Here is an 18,887-nt window from a genome sequence, read left to right on the forward strand (position 1 = left end):
AGTGCAGCCCAAATCGGTAACTGAACACGACTTAACCTGCTCTCGGCCACTACGTTCTCCCACTCTCTGCTGCTGTTTTGAGCATCCTGCAGATCACTGGTGTCGTCCGCGCTACAACAGCATGGGGTTGTAGGAGGTTACAAACGAAAGGAACCGGCTCACATCGCTCATGTCGGTAGCCTCATATTCAATCGCATATGCATGGCGCCGACTGACGTTGGGTAGATAATCCAGGAGCTCCGCGGGTAGCCGGTGCTTGAATTCAATTTCGAGCGTGATTGGCGCCGGTACCCTTAGTGGCTTGGCCGATGATTCCGGCTCCGCGACGGTGGTCATCGCTTGTCGGGCGGCTTCTCGAATCAGTGCCCGCGACTTTGTGGGCGAGATTGAGGATGCCGACAATGTTCCTAAGGCCTGCTTGGTTGTCACCGTGGTCGCCGACGGTAGGAAGGCGGCCGTTTCCGCGATAAACGCATCATCACCGCTGATCAGCGCAACAGGAATGTCATAGTCACCCGCCGTGGCGGCCGAAAGGTAGGCTTCAGAAGCGATTTCACCGTTGATGCGTACTGACCGAATCACCAGTCCGTAAATCGTGTGCGCGAGATTCCCGGCTGTATTGGTTGCACCTGCGTGGTAGCCGATGAAAAAAGCAGCATCGAAGCCGCCCTCCTGAATCCCTTCCATCATCCCAAGTGGACGTGGCCAGGAACGGATCACCCGTACATCTTCTGGCAAGTCGTCGATCCGCAGGTTCTGACCATTGCCGTGAGAGTCGCTGATAACAATCTCCGACGCGCCGCCGACCGATGCGCCCTCGCAGGCTGCGCGTACCTCACCGGTCATCCACTCGCGCCCCTTGTCGTACTCAAAACCCTCCGGGCCACCCTGATCTCGGGTGGTGACCCCAGCAACGCCTTCGATATCTGCGGAGATATATAGCTTCACGTCTAGGCCCGGTCGAGAATTCAGCCGCTTCGCCAGTCCGCCGCGCGCTAGGCGACCCTAGAAATCATACTGGAGTTTGACGCCGACCGTTCTCGGCCGGTTACGCGTTGTGCGCGTCACAAAAGCCGCGTTGTCCGTCAAGAGCTCAGCCAGTTCATCGGTCGCATTATCGACAAAAATGGTGCCCCTCCACCGATCGAAATCGACGCCGAAGCGGAGGTTCAGAAGACTATAGGAGTCTAGCTCGAAGAAGCTCGACTCCCCGCCTCCGCGGACGCTGCTTTCATTGAACGTGGTCGTGCTGTCGCCGGTGTAGGTGTAGTCGAACCGTAAAAAGGCGTCGTTGCCAGCGAGCGTGAAGTTTCGTTGTGCCGATATCGACGCGTTGATGTCCGGTGTGCCCGGCAATCGGTCACCGTCAAAACCCGGATTGGGATTCGCAGGATTATCAGCGCCAGGGGCGTCCTCTGTCAGTTCCCCGTCGTTGACGCCAATGGCAAACGCCAGGTCCCAGTTCTCAGTCGGTCTCGCCACCACTTCGATTTCCGCTCCGATGATTCGAGCCTCGCCAGCATTGGCCACAGCGAAGGAAAAGCCAAAGGGTAGCGATAGCTGGATATCGCTCCAATCTACATAGTAGAGCGCCGAATTGATCTGCAATCTGCCGTCAGCGAGCGTGGCCTTGGCGCCGAATTCATAGTTCCACAGCGAGTCGGGCCCGTAGGTGACGTTTTCCTCGGGAATGCCAGGCGCCTGATTGGTCCCGCCGATGCGAAAACCTTCAGATGCACTGGCGTACACCAACCAATCAGTCTCCGGCGGATTATAGCTCAGGCCAAATTTCAGATTGGTCCCGGAGTCGTCCGCATCAAAGGTCCCATCGGACAAACCGAGCCCAACGATGTTGATGTCGTTGTTGACGATGCTGTCGGTCTTTTCATAGTCGTAGTATCGAGCGCCGACCGTTGCCGTCCATGCGTCGTTAAGCTGGTAGTCAACCTCGCCATAGAAGGCAAACTGCGTTTCCTCGTTTGACCCAGTCTGATCCAGAATCTGATTAGGGCTGGTGATGGGAAACGGCGGCGAAGGGAAAAAGCCGACAATGCTCTCAAAGAAGATATTGGTCCAGTTAACGAAGTAATCGAATTCATCGACGACAATCTGTTCGAAGCCGTTGTCCTTGTCGAGATAGAAGGCTCCGACCGTCCAGTTGACCCGGCCATCACTCGAGGAGGTTAGCCTCAGTTCCTGGCTCACTTGATCCTGCAATTCGGTTGTGACCGTTGCGGTACCCGCGAGCTGAACGGGTATGGGTAGGCTAAGACCAAGGAAATTGGTGTCAGCAACGATCGTTCGTTCGCGGTCATACACGGAGGTCGACGACAGTAGCGAAGCCCATCCCAGGTCGTAGGTGATCGTCAGATTTGTCAGGTCGAGGTCATCGTCAACCCGCTCGTCGAGAATAAAATTCGACTCCAATTCACCCAGCGCCGCGTTCTCCACGTTTCGACCGTCGAACTCCGACTGCTGATCGAGGTAGCTGAGCTTCACCTCGAGATCGTCGGTCGGCATCCAGAGCAATGACAGGCGGCCGCCGGTCGTCTGTTCACCGTTGATGTCCTCCTCACCACTGATCGGTCCCGTGTTCAGCAGAGGCTGGAAGGCCCCGGGGGCACCAATGGCTGCGCCGAAATCGAAGTCGATACCCACAGGGTTTGGGACACGGTCGATAAAGCCATCGAGATCACGGTAGTAACCGATAAATCGCAGTGCCGCGTTGTCAGACAGCGGTAGATTGACCATTCCGTTTACGGCGCTGTTGTTTCCGCCCTCGCTCGTCGACGAGAAATCCAGCGAGATATCAGCGTCGAAGCCTTCGGTACTTGGCGAGGGTGTAATCATTCTCACGGTGCCGCCTAGCGAGCCCTCCCCGAACAACGTACCCTGCGGTCCGCGCAATACTTCGACCCTCTCGAGGTCGTATACCGAAAGGTCCGGCTGAAACCCAGTCGCAGATATGGGCATTTCATCAATATAGACGCCGACAGTAGCGGCCCCCTGACTGACGATCCCGGACGAAATCCCTCGGATTGAGTACTGACGTCCGCCGGGCCCTCGATCGACGACTGCCATATTGGGAATAATCCGATAGTAATCTTGAATATTATCGGCGCCGATGTTTTCCAGCTGGGCGCCGGTTACGGCGGTGACCGAGAGCGAGATATCCTGAACCGATGCGGCCCGACGGGTTGCTGTAACGACTACCTCCTCAATCAATCCAGGCTCGGTTGCGTCGTCTTGGGCATAAGCTGAAGGAACTGGAAAAACCAGTGCCATCGCCGTCAGTGAAAATGCTCCTGAACACCAGTGTTTGTGAGTTCGCATGCCGTCACCCTCCTGACTTCATCTATACAGCGTATAGGCGATACTAGCAGCACACCTGTACGATGTATAGTTTCATGCGAATTGATCATGGCTATCGGCCAAACCGTCCGAAAAAGCTTTCACAACACCAGAACCCAATCTTCCCCGTCAGTCGGCGCACGGCGACATACACGCGGGCAAGCCTGAGACGCGCTAGAGCTGAACGCTCGCCCAATGACAGGAGTCAGCGAACTCGGGCCTAAGCGAAGCACCGAATCCCGGCTCATCGGTAAGCCGGATGACACCGCCGTCGTCTTTTCGAAAAGTACCACCGCCGTGGACAGGATCCTCGATAAACCCAAAAGCTGAGTCCAGATCTACGAACGCGATGTTCGGTTGTGCCATTGCCAGATGTGCCGCAGCCGTGAGGCCGAGCCGAGACTCCGCAAAACATCCAACCATGCATCGGCAACCCGCCGCCTCAGCCAGAGCGTTGATTCTGAGCCCCGTGGAGATGCCGCCCGACTTGCCAAGCTTGATGTTGAGGTAGTCCACGGCTTCCATTGACAGCAAATTTTGTGCGTCGTGTTCATCAAAAAGAGACTCATCAGCACAAATTGCGACGAAACCATCTTCGCGCAGTCGTTTCAGGCTCTGATAGTCATTCGCGGGCGTGGGCTGTTCGCAGTAGAGAAGGTTCATTTCCTCCATGGCGGCTAAACAGTCGCGGGCTGTTTCGTAGTCCCATCCCTGGTTGGCATCAATTTTCACCGACATCGCCTGTCCGACGCGGTCGATGACGGCCTTGACGTGGTCCACATCATGCAGCCCCGGTCTGCCAACCTTCAGCTTTACCGCGTTAAACCCCTGAGCCAGTCCCGCTTCCAGACGCGCCAAGGTTGCCGCCACGGAGTCCTGCATTCCAATCGTAAAATCGCTCCGCAGCGGACTCTTTTTGCCACCGAGAAGCGCATAAACCGGTAACCCCTTGGCCCGGCCGGCAATATCATAAAAGGCAATATCAAAGGCGGACCTGATTGATGGCTGCCCCTGAGTTAAAGACCTGAGCTGCTCAATACGGTCATCGAGCGCCAACGGATCAAGGCCCAGCAGACTCCTGCCGACGATTATCGCCGTGTCGAGGTTCGATTCCTGCGAGTCGCCCGTGATCGGCAAAAAAGGGCTCGCCTCGCCCCACCCCCTTATTCCAGCATCAGTGTTAATGCGGATAAAGACGTTGCGCGCGGCATCGAGCATCCCGATCGGCGTTCGAATGGCGTGCGCCAGTTCGATATTGACCGCAAAGACATCGATCGAAGTGATTTGCGTCGGATGAGTCAGTGCTTAGACCAATGCTATTGGATATACACCAGGCCTTTGGCCGCGATCTCGATCATCCGATCGAGCTTCTCGCTGCTTTTTGAGTTGTACAAGATCGTGCCATCGCTGACGAGGCACACCAGGCCGTGCAAAGTACCCCAAAATGTCATCCCGATCGTATCCGCATCGGCTTCGCGGCCACTCGCGTCAAACTGCTTCTTCAGGGCCGCGGCGAAGACGTAAAAAGAACTGTTGGCCGCCGCCTTGAATTCCGGAATAAGTGACTTGCCCTGGATCTCGCGACCGAACATGAGGTGATAGATTTCAGGTTGCTTCAGCGCAAAATGAAAATAAGCCCGCATAATCGCGCGAAGTCCCTGCTGAGGGTCAGACTCAGATGCCGAAGCCTGCTGTAATTCCTCCGCCAGCTGCTCATAACCCTCGACAGCAATCTGCACCAGCAACGCTTCTTTGTTCTTGAAGTGGTGATACGTTGCCATGGTCGAGACACCCGTATCTTTTGCGAGCTTGCGCAAGCTCAAATCACCGATCCCGCCCTTCTGAATTCTGCTGTTGGCGGCTTCGATCAGGTCTTGGCGTAAGTTTCGCTTGGCCTTTTGCTCAGCCATTTTTAGCTCATAAAGTGATTTTCAGGAACTGTACAATGTACGGTTATAGTGCGCAAATGATCAGCAAGGCGAATCGGATCTGTGAAAAAGCATGGCTTCCTCTTTTTGGTATTCCTCCTCACCATGTTGGTGGGATCATCGGTCGCGGGCAGCGAGCAAGAGAATTTCCAGGCCCGACGGGAGACGGATCTTCGGAAACTTGAGGAAGTTGGGGTGCTCGGCAGTGTTCTGTCGATTACCACACAAGGCAATGAGCCGCTCATCGCAACCTATGGTTATGCCGATATCGAGAAACGAGAAAGAGCCTCCGCAGATCGTCTCTACCAGGTCGGCAGCCAGACGAAGATGTTCACTGCCGCGGCGCTACTGATACTGCGAAATCGCGGTAAGTTGAAGCTCGACGACGCCGTGTCTGATTACGTTGCCGGCGCGCCGCGAGCTGGAGAACTCACTATCCGCCAGCTGCTGCAGCATACCGGGGGGATCGGTGACAGCATCGTCTACTTCGATCCCCCCAAAGGGACGCGGCCGGACTTCGAAGTCAGTTTTGAGAACCATCTGTTCCTTGGGCGCGTTGCCGGAGAGCAGTTCCCACCCGGAGAGCGATGGGAATACAACAATCTCGGCTTTGTCATTCTGGGCAAAGTCATCGAAGCCGCATCCGGGCAATCACTTTCTCAATTCGTTAGACGTTCCATCCTCGAGCCTCTTGAGATGAACGATACGTACCTTGGCAGCATGGAACCCTATCCGGAGAGCCGCATGGCGCGCGGATATTTTAAGGATAAGAAGTCTGGATTGGCGGTCGACACAACGCTGCCCAACTTGACCTGGGCGTCGTCAGCGGGAGACATGGTGTCCAGTGCGGGGGATTTGCGGAAGTGGGCCCAGGCGCTGCTCAGCGACAGCAACCCGATCGGCGTCGGTCTCGAAGACTTTACCGCAGACGCTATTGCCTTAACGGAAACCGGCAATCTTGTGGGCTACGGCCTTGGATTCATGAAACGAGAGATTCAGGGTCGATCGCTGTGGGGGCACGGCGGGTTCATACACGGTTACGTGACGCTGACGCTAATCGATCCATCGTCTGGAACGATTGTTCAGCTATTGACCAACAGACACGATGAATCCGATGGAATTATTGCGGCCGTGGAAGACGTAGTGGCCCATGCGCTTGATCAGGTACCGGTTGCATCGGCGGACACACGGCGTTAGCGTTGACTGACTATACGCCGTATAGCTGATGCGTAAGGGGGTAGAAATCATGCCGGAAACCTCACCACGATCATGGCCGTTCGTAAAACTGAACAGCGCCGTTTTCGACCAGATGGAAATCGTTTCGGCCGAGGGCGCTTACCTAAAAACCGCCAATGGACAGCAGATTTTAGATGCCTCCGCCGGTGCGGCGGTTGGCAACATTGGCTGGGGCAGACAGGAAGTCGCCGAGGCCGCCGCCGAGTCGCTTTCCCGGCTGACTTACGCCCTACCCCCCTTTGCAACGCCTGAACGGCTGGAGTTAGCTGAGCGGCTCCGCACCGACTGGCTGCCTGGCGAAATGCGGGGCATCAGTTTTTTCGGCAGCGGTTCTGAGGCGAACGAGGCCGCCATGCGGCTGGCTCGCCAATATCAACTCGCCATGGGCCGGAAAAATCGCTGGAAGATCATCGGTCGCGACGTTTCTTACAACGGTACAACGCTCGCTACGCTCGCGGTTGGAGGGCATGACGCCAGGCGCAAGGGTTTCGGTCCGATGATGCGAGAGATGCCCCACGCGCCGGCTTGCTACTGCTTGCGGTGTCCACTGGGCAAAGCCTACCCCTCCTGCGAGGTGGCATGCGCCACTGCACTGGAAGCGATCATTGAGCGCGAGGGTGCGGATACCATCGCCGCCTTTCACGCTGAACCTATCACCGGAACAAGCGGCGGCGGACTGGTGCCTCCCGACGAATACCTGCCCACAATCGCCCGGATTTGCCGCGAGCACGACATCCTTCTGATCGCCGACGAAGTGCTGACGGGGTTTGGCCGCACCGGCAAACGTATGGCTGTTGACCACTGGAGCATCGAGCCTGACATCATTGTGCTTGGCAAGGGCATGAGTGGCGGCTACGCCGCAATGTCGGCGGTTGCAACGCAAGGGCATATTCCTGAGGCCATGCAGGCGGCCGGTATTGCGCCCATGTTCCATACCTATGGCGGGCACCCGAGCCAGTGTGCGGCCGCCAACAAAACGCTCGAAATCATGAAAACCGAAGGGCTTGTCGAACGTGTGGCGCAGCTTGGTCCTACGCTTGATTCAAAGCTCGAGGTATTGCAACAGAACCCGTTTGTAGCTGACGTACGGGGTCGCGGATTTCTCTACGGAATTGAGGTCGTGAAAGACAAAGAAACGCTCGAGATGTTTCCCATGCATGCCGGCGTGACATTCAAGATCATGGAGGCAACCGTCAAACGAGGCGTGTTTACCTATTTCGGAGGAACCGGCACGGTGCGAGATGTGGTGTGTATCGCCCCTCCGTTTATCCTCGAGGAAAGTGATATGGACACCATTGTCACCGCCCTTAACGAAGCCATTACGGAAGCCTGTACGAGTTGAGTGCGCCGGGCTTAGCAAGATCGATTGGCCTGCCTTCGGCAACCTTTATCGTCATCGGATACGTTGTCGGCGCAACAATTTTCATTCTTCCGGGCAGTCTGGCGCCGGATGTCGGGCCCGCCGTCTTTATTGCTTATCTCCTCGCTGCACTGCCGGCCATCATCGCCGGCTTCGTCATGGCGCAGCTAGGATCTGCTTTACCCGTATGCGGTTCAATCTTTGTGCTGCTTCGTGAGGCGCTATCGCCACACGCCGGGTTCGTTTACCAGTGGATCATGTTGTCCATGGGTGCGGTCGTGATTCCGCTGATTGCCTATGGATTCGCCGATTTTCTCGACGTGTTCGTTCCCGGCTTAGATGCGAGAACTGTCGCGGCCGCGCTGGTCCTGCTGTTCATTGCGTTGAACTGGATGGGCTTAAAGGTTGCCGCAACCGCTCAGAACATCATGGTCGTTAGTTTTCTGGCCGCCCTGGCGGTCTTCGGCGTAGGTGGAATCATCGCGGGAGACCCTGGCAACCTTCAGCCTTTATTTCCCAAAGGATACTCCGCGCTTACGATTGCGGCAGTGACCGCCTACTTTTCTTATGCCGGTGTTTTTGTCATTGCAGAAATCGCCGGGGAAGTGAGAGACCCAGGCCGCAACTTGCCTCGAGCGATTCTGTTGGCGTTTATCGTCATCATCTTTTTGTACGCCGTCGTTCCGCTGGCTCTCACGATGCTGATTGACTGGCGAGAGATTCGCGGTGATCCGGTGGCGGTCGTCACCGCTTCAACGCTGTTTTTGCCGAAACCTCTGGTAATGGCAGTCGGCTTAGCAGCCCTGTTTGCGGCAGCAACTACGATCAACAGCGTGCTGATGGGCCTAAGCCGTGATCTTTTCCAAGGGGCGAATTATGGGCTTTTTTCCGCCAGGTTCGCCTCGGTCAATAAGAGGACTGGCACACCTGCCAACGCGGTTGTATTGGTTGGATTGCTGTCTTTGATCGGAGTAGCGATCGGTGGGGCCATCACGAGTTATGCACAGCTTGCGCTCATTGGACTCATGGTCATACAAATCATGACGGGGATCGCCCTGATCAAACTTCCGACGGCACTACCCGACGCCTACAGGGGTTCCGCGTTCAGACTGTCCATCGGCTCGCTTAGGGTTATCGCCGCAGTTTATATCGCACTCTCTGCGTTTTTTCTGATTACGCTTGCTCGCGAGAAACCTACGTTACTGATCATTGGCCTCGCTTATTTACTCGCCGGCGCGGTCTATCAGCTTGTCCGCAGCACGCTCACTCGCGCGGACTCTCTGCCCAACAGAGACCCGCGCTGAGCGCGGAATTTTATTGGCCACGCTTGGTCGCAATAACGCCTCATGAGCCGCTCGCGGCAATAACGCCTCAGCGGCCATAAATATGTTGCATTTACATCTATCGGTACATTAGCCCGTTTTTGATCAAACCACGTGCGTTATCATTCATCCGGCGCGATACTCGTAACATCAAGATTTACCAGCCTGAAGTTACGGGCACAGGAGTTTCGTGAATGGAAGAGCGTACCGGCGCGTCAAGCAAGGGGGTGCTGCCCCCTGCCGAAGCGGCAGAGCCCGCAGCATCCCTCAACCTCGAGAAACTCGTACCGTACCGCTTGACCGTTCTGTCAAATTCGCTTGGGGCTAGCGCGATGCGCCTCTATGGCGGCGCGTTTGGACTCCGTAGCGTCACCGAGTGGCCCATTATCGCCGCTCTCGGTCATCAGGCTCCGCTGACGGCTATCGATATCGCTAAGTCTTCCATGTTCGAGAAAACCCGAGTGGCGCGCGCAGTACAGCGATTGATATCGGTTAACCTGGTGGTGGCAAAAGAAGATCCTTCCGACGCGAGAAAATCACTCCTTTGGCTAACGGAAAGTGGCGCTCGCCTTCACGACGAGATTGTTCCATATGCGATGCTTCGCAATGAGATCAGCACGGCGACGCTGGACGACGCAGAGCGCCGTCAGCTGGACCACCTGCTTGAGAAGCTAAACAAGCAGCTGGCTGCCGTTGAAGGCGTCTCACGGGGCAGCGCAGATGATCGTACGTAGCTCATCTCGGGCAACCGGGTCGGCATCATTGCTCGTGAAGCGATAAGGCAGGTCGATCGTTCATCGGCCATAGTTCGCGATCCTGCTTGACATAAGGCACGCGACGGAAATCCTGCGTCAGAGCGCCAGGGCCATCGGCGTAAAGGATCTCGCTGGCGATGGGTGCAAACCCGCTGTAAAAGTGCTGACTGGATTTCACCACAACCACGTCCTGATCAGTCGGATTGATTCCGACGTTGGTGAAGACCTCGACGCTGAACGCCTGACATCGCAGACTTGCCAGTACAACCTTGACGTTACCTACCTCGATCGCGACACAGTCGCCAAGCCGCTGCGACGCTTCTCCAGCCTGCTCTGCGTACACGCACAGACCGCAAACTTTCGCCTTGACGTCCAGCGGGTGTCCGGACGTTGGACCCATTTTGCCGCCAACGCGCAGCTGCAGAGTTGCCCCCAACCCTGCAGCCTTGCAGAGCTGGACCGCAACAGGGTCCCAGAGCGGACCGAGGCAAACCCGGATCGGTTCGCGCCCAAGGAGCTCTCGAAGTGCATAGGTCGAATCCCCGGGCGCTCCTCCCCCAGGGTTATCCGACGTATCCGCAATCACGATTGGCCCGGCGGCTGAGAATTGCAGTCGCCTGAGACAGGCGTCGAGACTTAGGAGTTTTGCGGACGTCTCGCCGCGCATCGCAAACAGTCGGCGCCCCAGCGTTTTTGCAAGCGCTTCTCCCGTGCTACGAGCGTCGTTGGTGATGACGAGTATGCGGGTTCCGATATCCCGAACATCACCCCAGGGGAAGCCATGCACGATTGAGACCGAAAGAACGTTGTCCTTGCCTTCGAGGGCTTTCACCTCTTCAACAAATTGCTTCATCGGTCCATCGGTCGTGTGGTAAACGCCGATCATTTGGCAGTCATAGACAGCGCTGCAGGTTTTGATCTCGCCGCTGGCAATACCCTCCAGGATGTCAAACAGCTCTTCACCGCGTTCCAGGAAATCGGTGTGGGGATACTCCTTGAAAGTGATCACCGCATCTGTTGCGTCGACCATTTGCGCGGTCAAATGACAATGGGGGTCCAGCTCCAGCCCCACGGCTACGTTGTCGCCAACCATGACTCGGATGCGGCGCATCATATCGCCCTCACAATCGTCATAGCCATCGGCCACCATGGCCCCATGCATGCTCATGGCGACGACATCAACGGGAAGCGCATCTTCAAGCTGCCCAAGGATTTCGTCCCGCAACGCCTCGTAGGTCGCCCTGGTTGTAACGCCTGCCGGAAGTGCAAATGCACAGGTACCTTCGACGACCGCCCAGTCTCGTGCTGAAGCCCTCTGCCGCGCAATCCATGTCGGCGCAGCAAACGAGAGTGGGTGGCTGGGGTGTTCACCTGGTCGATACAGGCAGAATTCTTCGAAACTGCTCAGTGACGTCGGAATTGGCGAGAACGTATTGGTCTCGGTTCCCAGTGCTGCAACAAACACCTTCATTCGTGTGGAGCCTCCAGAAAAGCGGCTCTCAGGATCAAGTCAAATACCACGAGCTATACTCCCATTAGTTGCGTATCCTACCATTTTGCGAATCTGGCATATCAGGGGAGTCACCTGTTTTGTTGGTCGGCCTGATCGTCGTCTTTATTGCCCTAGCAATTTTCGCCGGCACGGCACTCGCCTATATCACCGGTGCCGCCGCTGTGCTTGCTTACTTCGCGCTAGATCTAGAGCGATACCTCGCACTCGCACCGCAACTGGTATTCAGCCAATTGGACGTCTTCGCACTGATGGCAATGCCGCTCTTCATGCTTGTTGGGGAGATCATGAATCGCGGGCGAATTACACACGTGCTGGTCGACTTTGCGATGTCGCTGATCGGCTGGTCCAAGGGTGGACTGGCGCACGTCAACATCCTCACCTCCGTATTCTTTGCGGGCATTTCGGGTTCGGCGATGGCAGACGCAGCCGCATTGAGCGGAACATTAGTGCCGGCTATGGAGGAAAAGGGATACCGGAAAACCTATGCGGGCGCTATTACCGCCGCGTCGTCGATCATTGGCCCAATCATTCCGCCCAGCATCATTCTCATTTTCTATGGTGCAATCATGGGCGTAGACATCGCGGCACTTTTTGCCGCAGGTATCGTGCCCGGTCTGTTGCTTGCGGGGATTCTCATGCTGGCCAATGGCTTTTTTGCGAGACGCTACGATCATCCTGGCGGCGGACCGCAAGATATCCAACCGTTTCTTTCCAGCCTTCAGCGCGCAACGCCAGCACTCATGCTTCCCCTAATTATCGTTGCGGGAATCGTTCTTGGCGTTATGACACCAACCGAAGCTGCCGCCGTGGCCGTGGCTGCTGCGGTTGGCGTCGGACTGCTTTATCGGAGTCTCTCCATGGAGGCTCTGCGTGAGTGTGTGAAACGCACGGTGGTCATAACCGGCTCAATCTTTATGCTCTTCGTTGCAGCAGCTCTGGTCATCTATCTCGCAGCACTTACCAACACGCCCCAGGCAATTGCGGAATGGGTCGTTGCATCGGGCGTGTCCGGCACCGCTTACCTGCTGCTCATGATGGTCGTGTTTCTGGTGCTGGGGATGGTGCTGGACACCCTACTCGGTCTGGCACTTGTTGCGCCGGTGCTGGTCCCTGTCGCCATCGCCCAGGGCGCAGACCCGATACACGTGGGAATTGTCGTTTGCCTGACTCTTGCCATGGGGCTGGTCAGCCCTCCGCTTGGCGGCTCTGTACTGGTCGTCTCAGCGGTGACTGGCGAGAAGTACTGGAAACTCTTCGGTGGCGTGCTGCCATTCTTAGCGTTTGAGGTCTTCGTATTGTTGGCTGTGGTGCTGCTGCCTGAACTCACCCTGTTTCTGCCCCGGCTATTGGGGCTGCTCTAGCTAGATGACTAAACGAAAACCACCCATTTCAAATTTGGTACTAATTGCTCTGTACCTGACGTTGGCGCCGGCACTTAGTAGCGCCCAGGTAAAGATCGCCCTCTCCAGCACCGCCGACAGCCAGAGATCCGGCCCCTTCGTCTGGGCGCAGGCTTTTGCCAGCGAACTCAATCGCGCCGGTATGAAAACGACGATCTATCCGAGCAGCACGCTGGGCAATGAGATCGTTCGCACCGAGCAAATTCTGTTGGGTTTGCTGGAGGTCAACGTCACGGGCAATCACGAAGTCGAAATGTTTTCTGAACTGTTCGCGAGCCTGGAACTTCCGTTTCTTTTTGAGTCTGTGGACGAAATCAATGCACTGGTCGATCAAACGGATTTTCTGGATCAAGTCAATGCGTCAGCACTGGACCTTGGAATGCGCGTTGTCGACTTCGCCAGTCTGGGCGGTATGTCCGGACTCTTCACAACCCATTCTGCCGTCAGGCGTTTGGAAGACGTGGCCCCGCTGCGACTCCGTGCGATGAGTGCTCAGCAGCTTGAGTACCTGCAAAACTGGGGCAGCGCCGGAACCCAGGTTGCCTGGGAGGAGGTACCGCAAGCCCTGCAGACCGGCATCGCGCATGGCTACCTGAATCCCCCGATCGTTGCTGTTCAGTTCGGCCATGGTGGTCAGCTCAACTACTACACCGACCTTCGGTTTCAGCCTTCTATGCGCACCGTCGTGGTCTCAGAAAAGTGGTACCAAGGCCTGGATCCGGCGCAGCAGCAAGTCGTCGAGCGTGCAATCCAGCATGCAAGAGCCGCCATGCGTGATTGGAATAAGACGACGGAAGCCACCGAGTTTCAGATGCTTCGTGATATCGGCATTGAGATCATCGAGCTCTCGCCCGAGGAAAGAGAACGGTTCAAACGACGGGTAATGCCCCTGTACAGCACGATGGCGTCTGAGCATGTTGTCGCGAAGATGCGGGAACTACTCAGCAAAGCAAAGGCGAGCCGGTGAAACAATTCGCTATCCACGTGGCGAAGCTTCTGCGTAGCGCGAGCGCGTTGGTCAATCAAGCCTGCTGGTGGGTGGGTGGCCTATGCTTTGTCGCCATGCTCCTGAGCGTTGGCCTTCAGGTAATTGGGCGGTACCTGGTCTTCGCGGCGCCGCCTTGGACCGAAGAACTGGCAAGATATTGTATGGTCTGGGGAGGACTGCTTGGCGCAACCGTCGCGTTTTACCGGGAGGAAGATCCCGTCCTTGTGACGCGCCCAGAACTCTCGTCCAAAACACTGAGCGCGCTTTTGTCACTGGTGCGCGATGCGGCCGTGATCCTATTCCTGCTCCCCGTACTCGTTTTCAGCCCGACGATTCTGGCGCACCACATGATGCGGCTAACCGAAAGCTTGGGTATCACCAGCGGATACGTGTTTGCGATCGTGCCGATATTTTCGGCCGTCATACTGTTTCATCTGCTCGCTCGAATATCGGCAAGAGCCCTGGACGGAGTGGGGATGAGACGCAAAGCGACGGTTGAGGGTGGGTCCTCTGGCAGCAATCCTTAGGTTATTCACTAGCCGTCTTCAGCAATCGCATCTGAGGCCCTGATGAAGATTCATACAGAAATCGTTCGATTCCCATTGCAAAAGCCGTTTGCTATCACTGGTCGCGAATTCAGGAGCACGGAAACCGTAAGGGTGACCTTGGCAAAGGATGGCGTTGTCGGGCGCGGCGAGGCCGTGGGCTCCTACTATCTCGACGAAACACCTGAGACCATGACCCAACAGCTGGAGATAGCCGCCGAAGAAATCGACGGGGGACTGGCAGAATCCCGGGTGCAGACACTTTTGCCACCCGGTGGAGCCCGCAACGCACTTGACTGTGCGCTTTGGGATTATCAGGCCAAAGCCGCCGGTAAGCGGGTTTGGGAGCTGCTGGCTATTACCCCACGGGCACTTAGGACGGTATTTACGCTGGGGATAGACAGTGTCGAAACCATGGCCCAGCAGGCTGAGGCGGCACAAGTTTTCTCGCACCTAAAAATCAAACTCAATTCAGATCGCCCAATCGAACGACTGGAAATCATTCGCGCGGCCCGGCCGGATGCCAGCCTCATCGTAGACGTCAATCAAGGGTGGACCTTTGAGGAACTCAAGGAATACGCACCACACTGTGCCCGCCTTGGTGTGGCTATGATCGAGCAGCCACTGCCGCGAGGCAAAGACCAGGAGCTGGAAGACTTTCGGTCACCGGTCCGGCTCGGCGCAGATGAATCTTGCCTGCACCTTGGCGAGTTTTCTGAGGCAGCGCAGCGCTATCAGGTTCTGAACATCAAGCTCGACAAGTGCGGTGGTCTGTCCGAAGGTCTGGCTCTTGTCGAAGCGGCGAAACGGTCTGCCATGCAGGTGATGGTCGGCAACATGATGGGCAGTTCCCTGTCAATGGCGCCAAGTTTCATCGTTGGTTTACTGAGCGACTTTGTCGACATCGATGGCCCCCTTCTGCTCGCCGACGATATTGATCATGGCCTCACCTACGGCAAGGGTGGCTTGGTACAACCACCCGCCGCAGCACTCTGGGGCTGACAGGCTGTTTTCATTCCATCGGATCAAATTCGCGGAGAAGAAAGGGGATTCTCAAACGTCGTGTTTTGGTGCTGTTTGGACCGCGCGCCAACTCGCCGCGCTCTCTGGGATGAACGCTTACACGAAGGCGACATCGGCTTTCCGAAGCGACCTGGAACTCGATCTGCCCGTTTACCGAATCCGATCGTACCTTCAGTGACGAATTTGAGCCGCGGCAGAATCCTGAGGGCCCTTTGCGCCGGAGGCTGGGAGCTGATACTGACGCAGGATCTTCTGAAAATCTGGACGGTCGCGCAGCGAATCAAACTGGGGGCTGATGCGGAACATCGGAAACGCTTCTCCGCGCAGTGATACCGCCAGGCGCAGCGCATTCATCGCCTCGTCCGCGCGGCCCAGAGCGCTCAATGCCTCTGCCAACAGACAGGCGCTGGCCGCAAAGGTAGGTCCTTCCCCAGCCTGAAGTCGATTGACCTGAAACTCCCAAAAAATATCACCCCGATCACGCTCAATGCCACTGACCATCCTGGAATACTTCTCCGCTGACACTCGCTCCTTATATCGCTGTAGGCGCAACAGCAGCGCACGTTTGCTATCGCCACTGCGCTGCTGTGCAAACGACCAATACCAATAGAACCAGTCAAACCCTGGACCCTTGTCCTCCAGTGTCTCCATGGTCGCATTAGCGCTGCCGTATTCACCCGCAGCGGTTTGAACCATGCCTTTGATTCCCAGAAGCAGTGGACTGGCGGGACGCAGCGAAAGCCCGGCTTCAATCGTCTGCAGCGCCTGGGAGTGTCGTCCCAGAATGCTTTGAATTTCCGCGAGGTACTGATGTGCATCAACAGCGCTGGGCGAAGCGTCTATCGCGGCCTGAAAAAGCTTGCCCGCACGTTCAAAATCCCAGTCACGCTGGAAAGCAATTTCGCCTTGAGCCGTCAGGGCCCAAGGGTTTTCAGGGTCCAGCGCGATGGCGTCCCGTGCCGCGTCCGCAGCGGCTTTGTAACCTCGCTCGCGATCCTCATAACCGTAGCTAACGCGGGCCAGGTGGCTGAGCGCCAGCCCGGCATAAGCGTCAGCGAAACCCGTGTCGATCCGCACCGCTTTTTCGAAGAGCTGCTGTCCCTGCACAAGACTTTCTGGAGTGCGCTGGCGCCAAAACCACAGTGCTCTGAGATACGATTCAAAAGCCTCGGCATTGATCATCGCGTCCTGTTCGCGCGACTCCCAACGCGCCAGACCGGCACGGGTCAGTGACGCCAGATCCCGGATCATCTGCTGTCGCGTGATGAAGGTCTGCGACTGATCGATTCTGTATTCTGATGACCAGATCAGTTCTTTTGTGGCGATCCTCAGCAGCCTGAGTTCAATCGACATCTTGTCGACCTGGCGGTAGAGCCGACCGCTGAGCACCGCGTCTGCACCGGCTTGACCGGCAGCCGTTGCGACCCCCTGCCCGATCTCTTCCTGGGATAACAGATAAATCCGAGGAGACTCGAGCCGCGCCAGCTGCGCGGCCACATCGAAATGCAGGCCAGCCAGCGGTTGCTCGGGGCCATCCTCAATCGGTAGTTCAAAGGGCGCTACCGCCATTGACCTCAGCCCCTGTAGCGGGTGGGCTTGGAGCGCCGGCCCCGCGCTGTCAGGCGACTCGAAAAGAATCCAGCCAGCAAGCGTTACCGCCAGCATCACCGCAGCGGCCCAGGGCCAGCGTCTGCGTGAAAGGCGATTGGCCGTCTGAATGTTTGGCGCCTCAGGTTGGGCTGTTTCAAGCGCCTCCACCGGGGCAATAAAGCGGTAACCACGCCGAGGAACGGTTTGAATATATTCGCTGTTTTCTCGCGAATCGCGGAGCGCGGTGCGCAGCAGCGAGATGGCCCGTGTGACTACGGAATCAGAGAAGTGCTCGCTTCCCCATACCTCGTCCAGCAGCGTGTCTTTGCTGACGGTGCCCCCTGGATGTCGACAGAAATACTCCAGCAGCGCCATGGTGCGAGGCTCGAGCGTCACCTCCTCGCTGGACCCGTAGAGGCGAAGTGCCTGAACGTCCACCCGCCAGGAACGGATTTGATACTGCTTTGTCAACGAAAGGAGCCGGGGCCGGATCTGCTGGATGACCCACAAGTTTACCTCGCCCGAGACGCCATTCCATTAGCCGATCCACAGTTCGGTGTCCTCAGCAACACCGGCAAGGTGTCAACCTCCGCTCGCTACCAGGGCATGCAGCACTCGGTTTTGGCCGGTTCTTCACCGGATTGAATCACTTCGGAGCCAACGGCCGCTCTTTCTTGCGGGCGCTCCGCAGGCACCGACCCTTCAGCCTGACCCGCGAGCTCGCTGGCCATCCAAAGCCCAAAGGTGAGGACGAACAGACGTAATAACTTCATTCCCGGAGCCTGGAATAGCCAGGCCCAGGAGTCCTTATCGATTTCTTACGGTCGCTTACGGCGCATATTCCGGGTGTCTTTCAGCGCCGACCCGCGGGACGCGACAATCCGGTTACCCTGGCAGTTCACCAGCCGCTCGCTTAGGCTGCAGGCTTTCGCACACTCCGCGGGATGAGTGATTGAGGTCGAAGCCATGCGTATCGCCGTAACGGGAACCAGCGGCCGAATCGGACGGGCGATTCATTTCTGCCTGAGCAGCGACCATGAGGTGATCGGTATCGATCGCGCGCTGTCGTCAGCAACCTCGGTGGTCGGCGATATCCATGACGTCGGGCTGCTCGAACGCTCCTTCGAGGGCGCCCAGGCCGTGGTGCACACCGCCGCCCTGCACGCGCCGCACGTCGGCATTGTGCCGGACGAGGATTTCCTTTTGACTAACATTGAAGGAACCAGGAACGTAGTTAGGGCGGCGAAACGCGCTGGCGTTGAGACGCTGGTTTTTACCAGCACAACCGCGCTTTACGGCCACGCGGTGGACGAAGATCTGAAACGAGCCGCATGGATCGACGAAGCGACGCACCCGCTACCCAAGTCGATCTACCACCGAACCAAGCTGACGGCGGAGTCCTACCTCGCCTCGGAGGCCAGCGACCGGTTTCGAATCACCACGCTACGCATGTCGCGATGTTTTCCCGAACCCGCGCCCCTCATGGCGGCCTATCGACTTCACCGCGGCGTCGACGCGCGGGACGTCGCTGATGGGCACCGACTGGCGATCATAAAGCCCGGCAAACCATATCGAACCTTTATCCTCTCCGGCAGAACACCCTTCGAGCCGGCGGATGGTGAAGGGCTCCGTTCCGACGCGCCGACCATCCTGCGACAGCGGTGCCCGGAGCTCGGTGACGCCTTCGACAAGCGGGGCTGGTCCCTGCCCGCGTCGATCGACAGGGTTTACGATTCCACGCAGGCGCAGAACGAACTCCGCTGGCAACCACGCTATGGGTTTGATTCGGTCCTGTCGCTGCTGGACAGCCAGATCTGCGAGGTTCTGCCGCCACGCGCGGCGGAGTCCTGGAGCCTGACGCAGGCCCAGGAATAGG

Annotated in this window: 16 protein-coding genes; 9 read left to right on the forward strand and 7 right to left on the reverse strand. The window is 57.3% G+C overall.

Features of this window, described 5'->3' with window-relative positions:
- Nucleotides 1-111: 111 nt before the first annotated feature.
- The 4 genes from AAF358_07220 to AAF358_07235 all read right to left on the reverse strand — a co-directional run bounded on the left by AAF358_07220 (nt 112) and on the right by AAF358_07235 (nt 5,261).
- A complete protein-coding gene (locus AAF358_07220) occupies nt 112-948 on the reverse strand; it encodes a M55 family metallopeptidase (protein MEM7705323.1) in 837 nt (278 codons plus the stop codon).
- 57 nt (nt 949-1,005) lie between these two features.
- Nucleotides 1,006-3,225, reverse strand: coding sequence for a TonB-dependent receptor (locus AAF358_07225; protein ID MEM7705324.1), 2,220 nt, complete (start codon nt 3,223-3,225; stop codon nt 1,006-1,008).
- 300 nt (nt 3,226-3,525) lie between these two features.
- Nucleotides 3,526-4,653, reverse strand: coding sequence for a dipeptide epimerase (locus tag AAF358_07230; protein ID MEM7705325.1), 1,128 nt, complete (start codon nt 4,651-4,653; stop codon nt 3,526-3,528).
- Between the two features lie 14 nt (nt 4,654-4,667).
- Nucleotides 4,668-5,261: a TetR/AcrR family transcriptional regulator gene (locus tag AAF358_07235; protein ID MEM7705326.1), complete on the reverse strand. Its 594-nt coding sequence runs from the start codon at nt 5,259-5,261 to the stop codon at nt 4,668-4,670.
- Nucleotides 5,262-5,342: 81 nt separating this feature from the next.
- Here AAF358_07235 and AAF358_07240 point away from each other — a divergent pair, with 81 nt between their 5' ends.
- From AAF358_07240 to AAF358_07255, 4 genes are all read left to right on the forward strand, one after another.
- Nucleotides 5,343-6,476 (forward strand): serine hydrolase domain-containing protein, encoded by a 1,134-nt coding sequence (locus tag AAF358_07240; GenBank protein ID MEM7705327.1) that lies wholly within the window; start codon nt 5,343-5,345, stop codon nt 6,474-6,476.
- A 112-nt stretch (nt 6,477-6,588) separates the two neighbouring features.
- Nucleotides 6,589-7,857 (forward strand): aminotransferase class III-fold pyridoxal phosphate-dependent enzyme, encoded by a 1,269-nt coding sequence (locus AAF358_07245; protein MEM7705328.1) that lies wholly within the window; start codon nt 6,589-6,591, stop codon nt 7,855-7,857.
- Nucleotides 7,854-9,179, forward strand: coding sequence for an APC family permease (locus AAF358_07250; protein ID MEM7705329.1), 1,326 nt, complete (start codon nt 7,854-7,856; stop codon nt 9,177-9,179). Before AAF358_07245 ends, AAF358_07250 begins: the two co-directional genes overlap by 4 nt.
- Before the next feature lie 212 nt (nt 9,180-9,391).
- On the forward strand, nt 9,392-9,931 hold the full coding sequence (locus tag AAF358_07255) for a MarR family winged helix-turn-helix transcriptional regulator (GenBank protein ID MEM7705330.1): 540 nt from the start codon (nt 9,392-9,394) through the stop codon (nt 9,929-9,931).
- A 25-nt stretch (nt 9,932-9,956) separates the two neighbouring features.
- On the opposite strand, the gene AAF358_07260 is transcribed toward AAF358_07255, so the two are convergent.
- Nucleotides 9,957-11,423, reverse strand: coding sequence for a M81 family metallopeptidase (locus AAF358_07260; protein MEM7705331.1), 1,467 nt, complete (start codon nt 11,421-11,423; stop codon nt 9,957-9,959).
- A gap of 122 nt (nt 11,424-11,545) precedes the next feature.
- On the opposite strand from AAF358_07260, the gene AAF358_07265 reads away from it, so the two are divergent.
- Genes AAF358_07265 through AAF358_07280 form a run of 4 tightly spaced genes read left to right on the forward strand, consistent with a single transcriptional unit; the run spans nt 11,546 to nt 15,400 of the window.
- Complete coding sequence (locus tag AAF358_07265) at nt 11,546-12,826, forward strand: TRAP transporter large permease (protein ID MEM7705332.1); 1,281 nt, start codon at nt 11,546-11,548, stop codon at nt 12,824-12,826.
- A gap of 4 nt (nt 12,827-12,830) precedes the next feature.
- Nucleotides 12,831-13,832 (forward strand): TRAP transporter substrate-binding protein, encoded by a 1,002-nt coding sequence (locus AAF358_07270; GenBank protein MEM7705333.1) that lies wholly within the window; start codon nt 12,831-12,833, stop codon nt 13,830-13,832.
- Complete coding sequence (locus AAF358_07275) at nt 13,829-14,380, forward strand: TRAP transporter small permease subunit (GenBank protein MEM7705334.1); 552 nt, start codon at nt 13,829-13,831, stop codon at nt 14,378-14,380. Before AAF358_07270 ends, AAF358_07275 begins: the two co-directional genes overlap by 4 nt.
- A 42-nt stretch (nt 14,381-14,422) precedes the next feature.
- Entirely contained in the window at nt 14,423-15,400 is a 978-nt protein-coding gene (locus AAF358_07280) for a dipeptide epimerase (GenBank protein MEM7705335.1), read from the forward strand.
- Between the two features lie 192 nt (nt 15,401-15,592).
- On the opposite strand, the gene AAF358_07285 is transcribed toward AAF358_07280, so the two are convergent.
- Together AAF358_07285 and AAF358_07290 are read right to left on the reverse strand one after the other, a co-directional pair.
- A complete protein-coding gene (locus AAF358_07285) occupies nt 15,593-17,482 on the reverse strand; it encodes a winged helix-turn-helix domain-containing protein (GenBank protein ID MEM7705336.1) in 1,890 nt (629 codons plus the stop codon).
- Nucleotides 17,483-17,607: 125 nt separating this feature from the next.
- The gene (locus AAF358_07290; GenBank protein MEM7705337.1) at nt 17,608-17,784 is read right to left on the reverse strand and encodes a hypothetical protein; all 177 of its coding nucleotides are present in this window, start codon (nt 17,782-17,784) and stop codon (nt 17,608-17,610) included.
- Between the two features lie 193 nt (nt 17,785-17,977).
- Here AAF358_07290 and AAF358_07295 point away from each other — a divergent pair, with 193 nt between their 5' ends.
- Nucleotides 17,978-18,886 (forward strand): NAD(P)-dependent oxidoreductase, encoded by a 909-nt coding sequence (locus AAF358_07295; GenBank protein MEM7705338.1) that lies wholly within the window; start codon nt 17,978-17,980, stop codon nt 18,884-18,886.
- Nucleotide 18,887 lies beyond the last annotated feature (1 nt).

The organism is Pseudomonadota bacterium (genome assembly GCA_039033415.1).
In the GTDB taxonomy this organism is placed as follows: Bacteria; Pseudomonadota; Gammaproteobacteria; order Xanthomonadales; family SZUA-38; genus JANQOZ01.